This is a genomic window from Phyllobacterium sp. 1468 (genome assembly GCF_031455525.1).
In the GTDB taxonomy this organism is placed as follows: domain Bacteria; phylum Pseudomonadota; class Alphaproteobacteria; order Rhizobiales; family Rhizobiaceae; genus Phyllobacterium.
Window position 1 is genome coordinate 277,817 of sequence record NZ_JAVDSX010000003.1, and the last position, 15,248, is coordinate 293,064.

Sequence of the window (15,248 nt, forward strand, 5' to 3'; positions counted from 1 at the left end):
TTTTGGAGAGGCAACTGTTAGTCTGGGCGGGCAACTCGTCCCGCGCGTACCCGCGAATTTTCTTCGCATAATCGTCTATTTGCTTCTCGAGAGTCCCAATCATTCTGTTTCCCGCGGAAAGCTTTCTCAGGTTTTCTGGTCCGATACGGATCAGGCTCATGCCTCAATGAATTTGCGCCAGAGCCTGGCGCGCATCCGTAAATTTCAGGAACAATACGGCCTCAACCTTGTCCAGGGCGACGCAACATATGTCTATCTTAACCTGTCGCAGGTGAGGGCTGAGCTGCTCAGCATCGATCTACTCGAATATCTGGAATTTGCACAGTTGGGCGACATAGAGTCTGTCCTCAGTCTTGCCGGCCTTTATTCAGGCGATCTGCTCGCCCATAACGAACCACAGAATTCCGATTTTGACGAATGGCTGGACATCCAGCGCGTCAAGCTGCGCGATGATCTGATCACGACGCTCTTGAGGATGGTCAACCAGCCGGTCGGCGTCAGCATCGATGAAAAGCGCCAATGCGCCCGCAAGCTGATCGAGATCGATCCGTATCAGGAGGTCGGCTATCGCACTTTGATGCAGACGGCGTCGCAACTGGGTTTGATCGCGAAGGTTGAACGCACATTCCGCGAATGCGCCAAGAAGCTCCGTGACGACCTCGATGTCGATCCTGAAGAAGAGACGATCGAGCTCTATCAGCAGCTGCTCCCCAAGCTTTCACCGGCAACGACACGCTCTCTGATTCTGCCGCAGCCGACTCCTCCGCTCATTACCAGTGGTGTGGAAATCCAAACTCCGCAATCGATCCTGGCGACGACCCAGATCGAGCAGAACAAAAAGGCCGGCCTGCCGCGGGTCATGGTCCTTTATATGCCGCACAATGCAGCGGATCCCATGGAGCAGCTGGCGGCTTCGCTGGTAGACGATATCACCATCGGGCTTTGCCGCCTGCGTACGCTCTCGGTTGTCGCACCCTATACGTCCAGAAGAGTGGTCACCGAATCCCCCATCGACAGTTTCGAAGGGCTGAATGCGCAATTCGGAGTCAACTACGCCGTCGACAGCAAGATCGTGCGCCGCGACGGTTTCTGCTTCCTGTCGGTAAAATTGGTTGATGTTGCTACGCAGGAAATCGTCTGGGCCGAAAAGCAGAAGTTCGATTATGTACTGCCCGAGCAGCAATACCGCCAGCTGTCGATCCGGATCATTCTCTCCGTCGTTTCGGTCATCGAGAAGTCCGAACTCGACCGCTACAACAAGCTTTACCAGGATCCGAACGCCTACTACTGGTACCTTGTAGGCAAGAGAGAGTTTGAAAAACTCGACGTTGCCAAACTCCGTCAGGCACGCCAGTCGTTCAAGAACGCCTTGACGGCGGCTCCTGACTTTGTGCCTGCATTGAGCGGTATCGCGCGAACAATGCAGCGAGAGTGGTTGGTGTTGGCCCGAAAAGACAAAGACATCCTGCTTGAGGGCGAACAAATCGCCAGGCATGCTGCACCAGCCGATCCGGATGACGAGCGGCCGTTGCGCGAACTTGGCACCATCAGCATGTATCTCGGCAAATTCGACGATAGCCTGGAATATTTCGACCAAGGCGAATCCATTAATCCGCAGCATGCCGATCTCCTTGCAGATTATGCGGACGCGCTCAATCATTACGGAGATCTTGATCTTTCGCTCGAAAAAATCGAACAGGCGATAGCTCTCAATCCTCTGGCCCCGGACTATTATTACTGGGTCGGTGCCGGGACGCTTCACGATCTCGATCGTTACGGGGAAGCGATTGAATTCATCCAGCGTATGCAAAACCCGCGTGCTGCAGCCCGCCCCATGGCAGCCTGCTGGGCCATGCTCGGCGAGCGGGAAAAAGCGATTGAGTGGAGGCAACGATCTTTGGAAGACAATCCGGATTTCCGAGTCGCGGATTGGATCAAAAATATGTCTCTCAGAGTTCCCGAACAACGTCAAAAATATGAGGCATCTCTGCGCGAAGCAGGATTCCAATAGTTCTCAGCTTTAATCTCATCAAAGGACCATTTGCATGGCGAAGTATTTCATTGTCGGCGAAGCCGGAAAAGACGAACTGTGGTTGGTCGATGTACAGAGTAAGAGTGTCGAACAACTGACGGATGCCGATCTTCAGGGTTCCGATTTTTTTAAGGACGTGAAAGAGGCGCGAAAAAATGGGGTGTCGGTAGTTAAGGGAATAAATATTGCTGTTGCTACGGACAGTCGGTCAGCGGCTGATACTAAAATGCACTCTAACGGTCCGGATAAAAAATAAAAACAAGCTAAATACCAGCGGAAAACAAGATGAGACAATTCTTTTCTTGATCTGAAATGGAATCGTCATACGTTCGCCATGTGGGCTCTCCTTCATAGAAAGGTTATTCGCATGGCAACGTTTTACATCATGAATGATCCAGAAACGAACGCGCTTTGGCTCGTTGATTCTGACACTCAAACGATCGAGCCTCTCGATCGTGATTTAATCGCATCTTCCGGACTGGCAGGCAGCGAATTCATTGATTCGATTGCCAATCGGCCGGGAAATATCTGTGCTGCCGAGGCAGGCCGGAGCGACGCTACTGGTCGCGCTCATTCTAGCGGTATGGTAATGACGGCAGGCAGGCGGAATGATCCGTCGGACCGTGCGCATTTCTTTGGCCCTGCATCGAAAGAAGCAGACATCGTGATAGCAGTGAATGCACGGGCTGAAACATCTGATCGCGCGCACTCCAGCAGCCCGGTTGTGGTCCGTGGGTATCGCAACAATCCTTCGGAGCGTGCGCATTCCGCCGGTCCGGTAGTGGCCAGCGGGTACCGCAGCAATCCTTCGGAGCGTGCGCATTCCGCTGGTCCGGTAGTGGCCAGCGGGTACCGCAGCAATCCTTCGGAGCGTGCGCATTCCGCCGGTCCGGTAGTGGCCAGCCGGTATCGCAGCAATCCGTCGGACCGTGCGCATTCCGCTGGTCCCGTGGCATTAAACTAAACATTGTTGCAAGCGCGTTATCCATCATTTGGATAGTTTGCAAGTAAATGCGTGCTTTGCGGCCTGATGGAGTGGCAATGAAACCATTGGCCGAGATTCCGGTTCTTGACCGGCTGGCGGCAGATGAAGTGAACCTTCGTTCTGCTTTCCGCCCAGGAGAACCGTCATCGACAAGATTGATTGATGCGGACGAAACCGTTAGCCGGTTGCGGCCGCACTTTTCTCGTTTGGGCATCGTCCGGATGGCCGAGGTGACCGGCCTCGACCGGATCGGCATTCCCGTGTGGATGGCCGTGCGCCCCAACAGCCGGACATTGGCCGTCAGCCAGGGCAAAGGCATCAGCGCCGCCCATGCCCGCGCTTCCGCTGTGATGGAAGCCGCGGAAATCGCCGTTGCCGAAGATATTCCCCTCGCTTCCTTTGCCGCCAGCCGCCGGGAGCTACGCGACGCCGGCCACGATGTTTTTGACGGGCGCATGCTGTTGATGCGTGGCGCGGACGAGGCGGGAGCCGATGAGAACGATTATTGGCTCGAAGGCTTCGACCTTTTGAAACAGAAGCCGGTTTTCGTGCCGCGCGAACTCGTCTCGCTCGACTTCACCTCGGCGCGGCAGTCCTGGCATTACTGCCAGTCGACTGATGGTCTTGCCTCGGGCAATTGCCTCCTGGAAGCGGTCATTCACGGATTGTGCGAGCGCGTCGAACGCGATGCGACCGAGTTATGGCGCTTTCAGCGCGACGCCGGTGTCCAGGCGCAGTGCGTCGATCCGGCGGTTTTCAACGATAGCGGCATCGACTGGCTGGCCGAGCAGATCGCCGCGGCAAACTTTGTCTTGCGGCTGTTCAACGTGACGTCGGACATCGGCCTACCCGTTTTCATGGCGACGATCAGCCCGGCGACACAGCATGGCACTTATCTGCACTTCGATCTCGCGGCTGGTTACGGCTGTCATTTGTCGCCATGCGTTGCGGCAATGCGCGCTATAACCGAGGCAGCGCAGACGCGAATCACCAATATTTCCGGTGCGCGCGATGATTTCGACCCCTCCGAATATGCGCAGCGACTTGCGCCGGATCTCGGGGTCTACATCCACGCCGAACCGGCCGATCATTGGCGGTTTGATGAGCCAGACCCTGCGGATCGTGCCAGCCTCGAAACCTACCTCGAACCTTTGCGCCGGCGTGGTATCGGCAGCGTCGTTGTCGTTCCAATGGGCGGGGAGGACTACGGGATGTCTGTCTGCCGCGTTTTGGTCAACGAGCTGGAAAGTCCGGCAGGTATCCGCAAGCATCGCTTTGGCGGGCGTGCGCTCAACGCCATGCTTCGGCAATAGGAGAGGGTAATGAAGATCTTGTTTGCCGGCCCAAGCCTTTCCGGAACTGAATTCGTACCTGAGCGAGGCGGTGAAGACCGCGTGCTGCTCGACTATGGATTGACCTGCCGCGGTCCGGCCAAATGCGGTGACATCACCCATGCAATCGATCAAGGCTTTCGCGTGATCGCACTGGTTGACGGGCGATTCGAAGACGTTGCCGCGGTCTGGCACAAGGAAATTCTCTACGCGCTGTCGCGCGGTGCAATTGTCTACGGTGCGGCCAGCATGGGCGCCCTGCGCGCCGCCGAGTGCCATCCGTTTGGCATGATTGGTATCGGCGAAGTTTTCGAACGTTACGCCTTTGGCGGCCTGGAGGATGATGCCGCCGTTGCACAGGTTCATGCGCCGGCCGAATTCGGCTATATCGCCTTCAGTGAAGCCATGGTGACCATCGACGCAACGCTCGATGCGGCACTCGCCGCCGGAACTATCGATGCCGAAGAATACACTCTAATTCGCGCGCGCGCCGATTCTGTGTTTTTCAAAGAGCGAACCTGGCGGCGAGTATTCGAGGTTGTCTCGGCCGAGATCGACCGCGCGGCCGAACGATTGAAACCACATATCCGCAATATCAAGCATGAAGATGCCGCGATGCTGCTCGACGTTCTTCTGGAGCATAAAAGCGCCAGCCCGGTCACAGAGCAGCAGGCTGATTTCGCGGGCTGGCAATTCAACGAAACCGCACAGTGGAGCAAGCTCCGGGTTTGAACCTTTTGATTATTTCGTCCTGATTGCGCCTAACCCCAATTAATTACCGGACTTCTTGAAAAAACACGCAAAAAAGGCATGTGAGTCACGCTTGCGTAACGGTATGAAACATAATCTCATCACGTGGTCGCAAGTTTAGCGCATGAAAACAAACAAAAAAGCATTCAAGCGTGTGTGGGAGCAAGCGGGCAGTCAGTGGGGGACCTACGCCGGAATTCTAAATATTATATGAACGGTAAACTCAGAATTTCGGCGTAGCACTGGTTAAGTTGGGGGATTAGTTACCAAATAAAGTTCAGAAAACGACAGGTGAAAGCCACGCATTGCGCGCCCCTCCAGGGCGCGTTTTTCTTTGGTACCTGCTCAAAATTTTCCAGGAAAAGTTCTACTCTGCACCGCCGGGCCGTTCGGTGTCATCGTCGCTTTCGGCATCCTCGTCGGCGGCAAGCCACTGATCGAGAATTGCGACGGACATCGGACCGAGATTGGGAATCAGCGTCAGGTCCAGCTGTCGCGCCCACGCACGCTCGGGCTCCCAATCTGGCGGCATGTTCCATGGGGTTCCGCCAAACTCTATCCACAGTGCATTCACGATGCGTGAATGCACTGTCTTTGAGGGGCAGAATGTCTGCAGGCGATTTCGCATGAATACCCTTGGCAAATGTTGCGTGAGATTGCTTTTCCTGTTCGTTGGCCCAGGGCAGGGCCGGCGCTATGCTCGGCAACTGCCTTCTGCCTTGGATCCGGATGCGCAACGGAGAAACTCTTTGCCACGCGTGGCCAGGAGAGTTCTGGCCGATGCCGGGAACTGGACGGTGAGCCCGGCAGTCGCAGGGATAAAGGACGCCATCTCATGGAGAAGGCGGCCCGTTCCCATTGTGTTTTTTCTCCGCTGTTCGTTCAGCGGTTTTTTTCTATACGGCATAACTCGGGCCCCCCAACGACCCCATTTCATTTCTCTATTTGCCTCGCAAGTTTTGCAAAACTCAAGGCATTACTACAAAGATCGTGGTTATATGCCATATAACCTGCGCTCCCCTTGTCCCACTAAGAAGTACCTATAGTTACATTTCAGTACAAATGCAGATATTCTGACAAAAATACTATATCTGTATTTACAACTCTTCTTTGTTTCGTAGTTTTTTTGATTCGCTTTTGACAAATAAGTTATAGTATATTGACTTTTCGTCAATAATTAAAATTGATTAACAGTACTAGCGAAACCATAGTAATAATTATTATAGCTCCAGAAACAGAACCCTCCGCGTTTGAAGTGACCGATTAATTTCACGATATTACTTGTGGCGCTCGTGCGCCTGGCGCGTCAGACCTGGATATTTTTGAGCTTTATGAATGCCCAGATCGATTTGTTCACGTCGATGACAGAGTCAATCGTCGCTTGAATTCGCTTCATTTCGGCATCGTCCAGGGCTTCGACTTTTCCGTACTTAAGATTGTCGTCCATGTCGACGATTCGCATCAGTTGGGTCGATGCAATGCTGCCTGTCTCGTCAAAAGAGTAAATACAATGGTTGTATTTGTTGCGCAGACGCTGCTCGCGCGTCATTCTGCTGGTTATCGTTAGTACGGCACTCTTGGTTTCCGGACTTGTCGAGCGAATCTTCGCCAGACGCTCCAGCAGATCGATACGAGCCCTGGTCGTGTTCAAGGTCAGGAAGATGACGGTTGCAGCTTCCTTGTTGGTGTTAAGCAGGTGGGCAATCAGGTAGATGAACAGGCTTTCGGTGTTCGTCCACGTATAGTTAAGTTTGCCCACCAGCATCAATACGTCATCAATGCGGGACATTTTGACTTATACGGCCCGGGCCATCTCAAGCGAGCCGTCCACGCGACCCATCCCCGTACCGTACGCTTTAAAAGGGGGCTGGTACGCCTCCTGGTCCATGCTGTTCCGGTACACCGCTGCAGCCTGGGTGCGATTGTGAACCCGCAGCTTGCGAATAAGATTGTGCACATGAACCTTGACGGTGTGTTCGGAGAGCGAGAGCCGATCCGCAATGATCTTGTTCTGCAGACCTTCCGACAGAAGTTCCAGGATCTGAGTTTCGCGGAGTGTCAGCGTCTTGATCTGCTTGACGACACCCGAACTATTTTTTCCCTGGTTGCCGAAAGCATTCGCATGACCGCCGGCCGCGTTCTTCTCGATTGAACGTATGATTGCCGAAGGATAATATTCACCGCCATTCAGCAGCAACCAGATCACTGCCAGCCAGATATCGAGTTTGAGACTGAAAGGGAGAAGTCCCTGGACCTGTCGGTTGTCGAACAGGCTGTTCAACTCTTGTAAACCGGCGCTGTTTTCATCGATCATCATTGTGATCGAGGCGCTGGGAAAGCGCTTTTTGAAACGTGCGATGCACTCGGCTACGTCGGCGACAAAGCCGCTGTGAATAAGCACGAGACCAACATCTTCATCAAACTTTTCGTATTCAACGAATTTGCTGGAAAGGTGAACATCGATATCGGGAAATGTTCTTTCCAGGGATTGAACCAGGCCCTGAAATACCACTCCCGATTCGGCATAGATGAATATGCCACTTTTGAATTTTGAGTCGCCCTCAATCTTCGATGCATAATGAATATGGTCAGGTGTTGTTCCACTCATAATAGTTCCCTACGCCCTTTGATGAGAAGAGTATTTCTCTTCAGGATTTATTTGCGTTTTCGCTTAGTCCAATAAGTTCTTTTATTCAGTTGCCTCAACCTGACAGTAAGCCCCCGCTACCCGTGTTGATTAATAGAGGATTAATAAATGCCGCGTGACGCGGTCGTGACATAAGCATGGGATGAATTTCGGACCGATTCGAAGTCTTGAAACCGATTTCATGTGCGAAGACAGCGGTAGTCCGGGCCTTAGCCTCCCCAATATTGCTTATACCGAACTTGTAGTTGCCGCTCCCGCGCCCCTATTTTGGGCACCGTGCTCAGAAAAAGCGCCCGTAAACACTGATAACGAGGCGCCGGCCAAAAGGACGATTCGCCCAGCTGGGTGCGATCACGGGGTCTAAGCAAAATTGGTAGCTTTCGATTGGAGCCTTCACAGCATAACGTCCGCTGGCTTGGATTTTATTGTAGCAGTTCGGGGTTGTCCAAGTATCAACCAGTAAACATAAGTACCGCATCTCGATATGAAGTATTTTGCCTATCGCAAAATCCTGAATCGACGGCTTTTGTTTGCTCGAATCTGAAGGCACATGGAGCAGGCATCATAACCTCGTTTGAAATGCATAGAGGTTTTGCTCGCTCCGATCAAAAATCGGAGAAATAATCATGAGTGGAAACAAAAACAATCAATACAACTGGCACCCAGGTAACAATGGCGATCCATCGGCATCGGCCGATTCAGATGCCGCTGCATCCGCAGCAGCTGCAGCACTGGCCCTCCAGTTGCAGGCCCAGGGACAGGGACAGTTGGAAGCACAAGGTCAGGGACAGGGCCAAGGCCAGAGCCAGGACCAGCATTCGAGTTCAGACAATCTTAATCTGAACGGCAATGGTAACGGCAATCTCAATGGTAACCTTAACGGCAATCTCAATGCCAACGGTAACCTTAACGAGAGCGACAATCACAATTCCAATGCTAACGCCAATGCCAACTCCAACACGTCGACTACGGATGTGCATGTATCGGTCGATGTCGGTCTTGACGGCTTTCTGCCCACCGATATCGATTTTGCCGATCTCGACCTTACAGGTAATACCTTCGACAACCTGTTCCTGACAGATTCGGGCAGCATCAATTTCGATCCGGGCAACGACGTTCACTTCGACAGCGTCTTCAACAATGCATTTAACGGTGCGGGCACAAACACCGGCTTTGCGTTGAACCAGGTTGTCGATCTCGTCGACAATGATTCTCTCTCCGGTGTAAGCCAAGCCAATTCCGGCAGTGTCAATGCAGGCGCAACTGGCGGCATCGCACATGCCGGCGACGGCATCGGTATGGATGACGGCGGCTGGGGCGGACTTGAAAGCAGCTTCTTCGGTGGCCATGGTTCCGGCGATTTTGGTGCTGGCGACGATCTGTCTGGGGCAAGCTCCGCAGGTGCAGGTGCAGAACTCGCATCCAGTGCCTTTACGCAGGAAATCGTTCTCGGTGCCAATCTGCAGCAGAACGCCTTCGATGCAACCGTCATCAATGGCGACTACACACACACCTCCGTCGGCGACAGCGACTCCGTATAAAAATAACAACAAGACGAAACTGCCAGCTTTGACGATGGTCTGCGCAAAACTTGCGCAGACCAGCATGTCGGAGCAAAGCAGATGATTTGCGGGGGGAACTATCAAGATGCTGGGGTTTGGCGATCAGATTTCAGAATCCATCGCACACTTCGTGGGCTATTTCCACACTTCGATCGAAGCAGCGCGAGCGCGTATCGAATATCGAGAATTCAAGGCGGCACCAGAGGGCGGTCCGCATCTCAATGGCATCTTGACCGTTGAGACGTCACCGGATCAACATTTCGATCCGGCGCCGTACCAGCCAAGCCTGCACTATACGCCAACGCCCTGGTCGCCTGCTGGCGAAGTCATGATGCCATGGGTGAGTGTTGATCCGATCGAAGTTGATCCGCACGCCGTCAGGCTGCCGCATCATCATATGCATTTGCATTCTTCCGGATCTGGTTTCAACATGGCCAGCGAGCCCGGCCCTTATTTTGGCGAAGGTCCATCGGAAACTTCTATCGTCGTCAAACAGACAAGCCATCTGCAGGACAACGACGTCGTCATCATGGGCACCAAAGTGCCCGTCAATCTTGATTTTGCCGATGATGCGGCATTCGCGCACCTCACCGCGAATGCGTTCTCGATCTCCGAGGCGTTTACAACCGGTCATGTGCCGGGTGTGGGCGACATGGCGCAATTCTTCGCCAATGAAACCGCGAACATTCATGCAGCAGCGGATGGTCCACTGGCCCCGACCCCAGGCGTCACTGTCATTGCCGCACCCACGCTGGATGGCCTCTACGTCAACGGCGGCGTTGAGACCACCACGGCTCCCGTTTTCGACGACTACATTCCGACCCTGTTGAAGCCCGGTGAAGCCGTCAATTCTCCCGGGACCATCACCACCACCGAGCCTACGGTAACCAACAGCGAGGATATCGTCGGGTCAGTGACCGTTCATGCCGGCGGCAACCTCATGGTGAATGAGGTCGTTCTGAACAGCGTGAATTCGGTTGGTGCACATTTTGCTGTTGCGGGCAATTACTATCACATCGATGCGATCGTTCAGACGAATGCCTACAGTGATGCAGATACGTTCGAAAATGGTTTCGCGGGGATGCAATCCCTTTCCCCGCCATCGACAAATGCGATGAACATCGCGAGTTTCGCCCATCATCTAGATAGTGCGCAACCAGCCAACGCATCCGGTGAAGCACCGGTGTTTCCACAAAACTGGCAGATCACTGTCGTCGCTGGCGATCTGATCCAGATGAACTGGATCTCCCAGTACAATTTCATGTCGGACAATGACACGCATGTGCTGACCTCCAGCGGTGTGTACACGTCCATCGTCACCGGCGGGAATATGCAGGTGAATTCGGTATCGTTTGCTGATCTTTGCAAGTCTTACGACCTGGTTATGATCGGCGGCCATCTTTACGATGGTAACTTCATTTTCCAGACGAACATTCTCTACGACAATGACAAATTCACCACGGGCGGCGGCGCTGGCGAATACAATGGGGCTTTATCGTCGAGCGATAACCTGTTGTGGAACTCCGCCAGCATCGAAAGTGGCGATACCACCAACTGGGTTACCGGTCTTCCGTCGCATTATCTGGAAGCCATGAACGGCCTTGCCAATGGCCACTACAACATGCCGGATGGATTTCACGGTGATCAGATCTTGGAGGGAATCGAAGGTCTGCGTGTCCTCTATATCTCGGGCAATGTCTACGATCTCAATTACGTCCAGCAGGTGAATGTCCTCGGCGATGCCGATTATGTTGCACATTACGAAGAAGCGGTGACCGGTTCATCGGATACCGTATGGGACATCAGCACCGGCTCAAATGCCTTGATTAACGCCGCGACGATTGTTGACAACGATTTTCACGGCGGCAGTTCCTATGTCGGCGGCGGTGTTTATTCGGACGCGATCCTCATCCAGGCCGAGCTCGTCGATTCGCATCCAGCACCCGCTCCAGGCCAAGGTCAGCCCTTGGCCAATGAGGTTGTGGCATTCCTTGATAATGACGCAGATGCGCCCACCACCGACGGTCACGGTTCGGCTCTTCACGTTCCGGACACGTCCCATTCAGTCGATGTCATGCAAACGGTTCTCGCATAATAAGAAGAATGCTCAGGGAGCGAGCGTATTATGAAATATGATGAACAGGCGGACTTGCGGGTCATCTCTCAACGCTCACGTCAAGATTTGGTTGGGCGGGAGCAAGAACGGGCTCAATTCGACGAACTGCTTGCGGAGATGGAAAGCACAATCTCTTCGCTGTTCCGGCGAGAGGTCGAGAGTGCGCCCGCGGTTGTCGAACCCGCCGAAATCAATTCACGGCATACCGCGCAAGCGGGCACTCCTCCCGTGGAGATCATTGAACCTGTCACAGAGCCCGTCGCGGAAGTGCGCCAAGAGGGACCGCTATCTGCCCCTCCCGGGAGCGCTCAAGTCGGCAAGATCATCGAGGGGGACAGGGGTCCCGTTAAGGCGCGGGAGCCCATATCCGGCGGTTCGGGAACCGGCGTAGCCGTTAATGATAATGGCGGTGGTGGTGGCTTTCATCAGCGTGTCACTGCGGTCAGTTTCAGCGATAGTTTCAAGAATGGCGTCAATGCGGTGCGCCGGAACCTCATGATCGCCATGGGGTTCACACTTTTTCTCAACATACTTGTCCTGGCCATTCCAATTTATCTCTTCCAGATATCTGACCGCGTGCTCACCAGCCGATCCACAGATACGCTCGTCATGCTGACACTGGTGATCGTGGGCGCTGTCGTCGTTCAGGTGATTCTCGATGCAATCCGCCGCTTTATCCTGATGCGCACAGCTGTCGAAGTTGCCGTCCAACTTGGAGCACCGATCCTGAGTGCTGCAGCGCGTGCATCCCTCCATGGCAACGGCAAGGATTATCAGGTGCTGGGCGATCTTCAGCAACTCCGTGCGTTCCTCACTTCGGGCACGCTGCTATCTTTCTTCGACGCGCCGATTGCCCCGCTGTTCGTCCTGGCGGTCTTCCTTGTTCACCCGCACCTTGGTTATATCGTCGTTGTTTCGTCGCTGCTCCTCGTCGGCATTGCCTTCATTAACCAGCGCGCAACCGCTGCCTCCTTCGCCGAGGCGACCAGTTATCAAAGCCGCGCAATGCTTCATCTTGATTCTATGTCGCGCAATTCGCAGATCATCAATGCGCTCGCCATGATCCCGGAAGCTGTACGTATATGGGGACGCGACATGGCGGGATCCTTGCGCTCCCAAGTCAAGGCGCAGGATCGGAATATCATGTTTGCCACCCTGTCTAAATGCTCGCGCCTGCTAACGCAGGTGACAATGCTCGGGTGGGGCGCGCATCTTGCCATCGACGGCCAGATGACCGGCGGCATGGTCGTGGCAGCCTCGATTATCGCAGGCCGTGCATTGGCGCCGATTGAAGGCGCAATCGAAGGCTGGAACAGCTTCATTCAGTTCCGTTCGGCCTTTGGCCGCATCCGCAACCTTCTGCAAAACTCTCCGTTGAACTTCGAGCGGCTGCGATTGCCCGACCCTCAGGGGCGTCTCGACGTCGAGCGCATCCTTTACGTCCCGCCTCCAAATAAGAAGGTCATCCTCAACGGTATTTCCTTTACCCTGATGCCTGGCGAATCCATGGCTGTCATTGGAAATTCGGGTGCTGGTAAGACCACGCTCGGCAAAATGCTGGTCGGTTCTATTTTGCCTACATCGGGAAGTGTCCGCCTTGACCTGATGGACCTTCGCAATTGGGATCAGCGCCAGTTCGGTGAAAACATCGGCTATCTCCCCCAGGACGTGCAACTGTTTCCCGGCACCATCAAGGCCAACATCGCTCGTATGCGCGAAGACGTGACCGATCAGTCGATCTTTGACGCCGCTGTTCTCGCTGATGTTCACGAACTCATTGCCAGCTTTCCGCAGGGCTATGAAACCATGGTCGCTGCCGACGGCGCTCCATTATCCGGCGGGCAGAAACAGCGCATTGCCCTTGCACGGGCTTTTTTTGGCAATCCGACGCTTGTCGTTCTGGACGAGCCGAACTCCAACCTCGATTCACAAGGCGACGCGGCTCTCACCAAGGCGCTGTACCACGCCAAGAAACACAACATTACCGTCGTCACGATCACGCAGCGTCCAGCACTCCTCAGCTGTGTCGACAAAATCATGGTTTTGAACAATGGGACTGTCACCATGTTCGGCACGCGGGCCACGGTTATGGAAGCTCTTTCACGCAAGAACAAACAACAGGCGCCGGTTCAAAATATCCAGGCAGCCGAATAACAATATAATAAGGGGGCTTGAGTATGGCCGCTACCGTATTGAACGATCTTAACTGGTATGACGATGTTCCAAGATCGATCAAGCCATACAGCAAATTCGGAACAATTCTGATCCTGGTCTGCTTTGGCGGATTTGGAACATGGGCGGCTACCGCGCCGCTCGCCGCGGCTGTCATCGCGCCCGGCAGTTTCGTCGCGACCGGCAAGAACAAGGTTGTGCAGCATCTGGAAGGTGGAATTATCAAGGACCTCCTGGTACGGGAGGGCGATCACGTGAGGGAGGGAGACGAGCTCCTCCATCTCGATGAAACAGCGGCCCGTGCAAACTCGCAGCAGCTGTTCCTGCGACAGGCTCGCCTCGAGGCCATACTGGCCCGTCTCCATGCCGTCGTGCGTGGCGAGGCCCGGTATCAACCGCCACAGATAATTCTGGATAACCTGTCCAATCCGGAGATCCGCGCGGTCAATGACAGTCAGGACGACAATTTTGATGCCGCCCATGCAAAATACGCCAACGAACTGGAAATGATGGAGCGAAATATTTCGGCGCTCGAGTTTCGCAGAATCGGGCGTAACGCCCAGATCGATGCCACCAAGACTCAGGTCGAGCTGTTGAAGAATGAGTACAAGGCGAAATACTCGCTGTTCAAAAAGGGTCTGATGGCTCGCTCGGAGGTGAGCGTGCTTGAGCGTGCCGTCGCTGATGGAATAGGCACCATGGCGCGGCTTGATGCCGAGATCATGGAAGTCAACGCACAGATCGAGAAATTTCAAAAGGAAATGATCCAGACAAAGGATACGGAGAAACAGGCGGCGCTCGATGAAATTCAAAGCGCAGAAGCCGAGCTCGACACAATACGCGAACAGACACGGCAGGCCGCAAGTGTTTTGGATCGCACGGTGGTCAAGGCGCCCGTATCCGGCACCGTCATCCGATTGTATTACCACACGCCCGGCGGCGTTATCGAAACCGGCAAGCCGATCGTCGAGATTCTGCCCACAGGTGTCCCGCTGATCATCGAAGCGCAGATTCCTCGCATGCAGATCGACGAGGTAAAAGAAGGGCAGGAAGCGCATGTGCGATTGAGCGGGCTAAACCAGCGTACGACCCCGATCATCAATGGGCGTGTCGACTATGTGTCGGCCGATTCCATGGCCGATACGACGAGCGCGCAGAAGCAGGACATCTATCTTGCGCGCATCAGCATTCCCGCCACGAACTCGCCCGCATTCGTGGCTTTACCCCGACTCCGGGCATGCCCGCGGATATTCTTATTCAAACGCACGAGCGCACATTCTTCGAATACCTGGCCAAGCCGGTTATCGACAGCATGTCGCGGGCGTTCCGCGAATACTGAGTTCCAATGAAAACAGCGCCGGCAGCTATGGGCTGCGGGCGCTGTCAATACAACGGCACGAATGTCTGCTTAGATGCAGGCCATCCAGGCAATACGGCGAATGTCGGTGCGTGCGATGCCGAGATCAGCAAGGTTGCGATCAGTGCACGAACGCAGTTCGTGAAGATTCTGCCGGTACTGGCGATATTTGTGAATACGCTTGCGAAGGCTCATTGGTCTTACCCCTTTTATTGCCCTCCCTGAAAGCGACTATGCTTCGATTTGTATCGATTTAAAACTGCGAATGTTGCAGAGCAGCATTGCTTATGGTGCAT

General features: G+C 54.2%; 12 protein-coding genes and 1 pseudogene. 9 read left to right on the forward strand and 4 right to left on the reverse strand.

Annotated elements, in window-relative coordinates; all coding sequences use genetic code 11:
- Positions 1-166 precede the first annotated feature (166 nt).
- From J2X72_RS10520 to J2X72_RS10540, 5 genes are all read left to right on the forward strand, one after another.
- Entirely contained in the window at positions 167-2,011 is a 1,845-nt protein-coding gene (locus J2X72_RS10520; protein WP_310071626.1) for a BTAD domain-containing putative transcriptional regulator, read from the forward strand.
- 34 nt (positions 2,012-2,045) lie between these two features.
- Complete coding sequence (locus J2X72_RS10525; protein WP_106715443.1) at positions 2,046-2,288, forward strand: hypothetical protein; 243 nt, start codon at positions 2,046-2,048, stop codon at positions 2,286-2,288.
- Between the two features lie 111 nt (positions 2,289-2,399).
- A complete protein-coding gene (locus tag J2X72_RS10530) occupies positions 2,400-2,996 on the forward strand; it encodes a hypothetical protein (protein ID WP_310071630.1) in 597 nt (198 codons plus the stop codon).
- Between the two features lie 77 nt (positions 2,997-3,073).
- A complete protein-coding gene (locus tag J2X72_RS10535) occupies positions 3,074-4,330 on the forward strand; it encodes a YcaO-like family protein (RefSeq protein WP_209997981.1) in 1,257 nt (418 codons plus the stop codon).
- 9 nt (positions 4,331-4,339) lie between these two features.
- A complete protein-coding gene (locus J2X72_RS10540; RefSeq protein ID WP_310071633.1) occupies positions 4,340-5,080 on the forward strand; it encodes a TfuA-like protein in 741 nt (246 codons plus the stop codon).
- A 385-nt stretch (positions 5,081-5,465) separates the two neighbouring features.
- Here J2X72_RS10540 and J2X72_RS10545 read toward each other — a convergent pair whose 3' ends face one another.
- From J2X72_RS10545 to J2X72_RS10555, 3 genes are all read right to left on the reverse strand, one after another.
- A complete protein-coding gene (locus tag J2X72_RS10545; protein ID WP_310071636.1) occupies positions 5,466-5,726 on the reverse strand; it encodes a hypothetical protein in 261 nt (86 codons plus the stop codon).
- 678 nt (positions 5,727-6,404) lie between these two features.
- On the reverse strand, positions 6,405-6,887 hold the full coding sequence (locus J2X72_RS10550) for a hypothetical protein (protein ID WP_209997978.1): 483 nt from the start codon (positions 6,885-6,887) through the stop codon (positions 6,405-6,407).
- A gap of 6 nt (positions 6,888-6,893) precedes the next feature.
- Complete coding sequence (locus tag J2X72_RS10555; protein WP_209997977.1) at positions 6,894-7,706, reverse strand: response regulator transcription factor; 813 nt, start codon at positions 7,704-7,706, stop codon at positions 6,894-6,896.
- 665 nt (positions 7,707-8,371) lie between these two features.
- Here J2X72_RS10555 and J2X72_RS10560 point away from each other — a divergent pair.
- From J2X72_RS10560 to J2X72_RS10575, 4 genes and pseudogenes are all read left to right on the forward strand, one after another.
- On the forward strand, positions 8,372-9,286 hold the full coding sequence (locus J2X72_RS10560; protein ID WP_310071637.1) for a hypothetical protein: 915 nt from the start codon (positions 8,372-8,374) through the stop codon (positions 9,284-9,286).
- 106 nt (positions 9,287-9,392) lie between these two features.
- Positions 9,393-11,402, forward strand: coding sequence for a hypothetical protein (locus J2X72_RS10565; protein WP_310071640.1), 2,010 nt, complete (start codon positions 9,393-9,395; stop codon positions 11,400-11,402).
- A gap of 30 nt (positions 11,403-11,432) precedes the next feature.
- Complete coding sequence (locus J2X72_RS10570) at positions 11,433-13,577, forward strand: type I secretion system permease/ATPase (RefSeq protein ID WP_310071642.1); 2,145 nt, start codon at positions 11,433-11,435, stop codon at positions 13,575-13,577.
- 23 nt (positions 13,578-13,600) lie between these two features.
- A pseudogene (locus J2X72_RS10575) lies at positions 13,601-14,934 on the forward strand (HlyD family type I secretion periplasmic adaptor subunit).
- 69 nt (positions 14,935-15,003) lie between these two features.
- Here J2X72_RS10575 and J2X72_RS10580 read toward each other — a convergent pair.
- Complete coding sequence (locus J2X72_RS10580; protein ID WP_209997972.1) at positions 15,004-15,147, reverse strand: DUF1127 domain-containing protein; 144 nt, start codon at positions 15,145-15,147, stop codon at positions 15,004-15,006.
- Between the last annotated feature and the right edge of the window lie 101 nt (positions 15,148-15,248).

What these genes read in the sequence shown, in the direction of transcription:
- J2X72_RS10520 (WP_310071626.1), top strand. Translation starts at nt 167, where the DNA reads ATGAATTTGCGCCAGAGCCTGGCGCGCATCCGTAAATTTCAGGAACAA.
- J2X72_RS10525 (WP_106715443.1), top strand. Translation starts at nt 2,046, where the DNA reads ATGGCGAAGTATTTCATTGTCGGCGAAGCCGGAAAAGACGAACTGTGG.
- J2X72_RS10530 (WP_310071630.1), top strand. Translation starts at nt 2,400, where the DNA reads ATGGCAACGTTTTACATCATGAATGATCCAGAAACGAACGCGCTTTGG.
- J2X72_RS10535 (WP_209997981.1), top strand. Translation starts at nt 3,074, where the DNA reads ATGAAACCATTGGCCGAGATTCCGGTTCTTGACCGGCTGGCGGCAGAT.
- J2X72_RS10540 (WP_310071633.1), top strand. Translation starts at nt 4,340, where the DNA reads ATGAAGATCTTGTTTGCCGGCCCAAGCCTTTCCGGAACTGAATTCGTA.
- J2X72_RS10545 (WP_310071636.1), bottom strand. Translation starts at nt 5,726, where the DNA reads ATGCGAAATCGCCTGCAGACATTCTGCCCCTCAAAGACAGTGCATTCA.
- J2X72_RS10550 (WP_209997978.1), bottom strand. Translation starts at nt 6,887, where the DNA reads ATGTCCCGCATTGATGACGTATTGATGCTGGTGGGCAAACTTAACTAT.
- J2X72_RS10555 (WP_209997977.1), bottom strand. Translation starts at nt 7,706, where the DNA reads ATGAGTGGAACAACACCTGACCATATTCATTATGCATCGAAGATTGAG.
- J2X72_RS10560 (WP_310071637.1), top strand. Translation starts at nt 8,372, where the DNA reads ATGAGTGGAAACAAAAACAATCAATACAACTGGCACCCAGGTAACAAT.
- J2X72_RS10565 (WP_310071640.1), top strand. Translation starts at nt 9,393, where the DNA reads ATGCTGGGGTTTGGCGATCAGATTTCAGAATCCATCGCACACTTCGTG.
- J2X72_RS10570 (WP_310071642.1), top strand. Translation starts at nt 11,433, where the DNA reads ATGAAATATGATGAACAGGCGGACTTGCGGGTCATCTCTCAACGCTCA.
- J2X72_RS10580 (WP_209997972.1), bottom strand. Translation starts at nt 15,147, where the DNA reads ATGAGCCTTCGCAAGCGTATTCACAAATATCGCCAGTACCGGCAGAAT.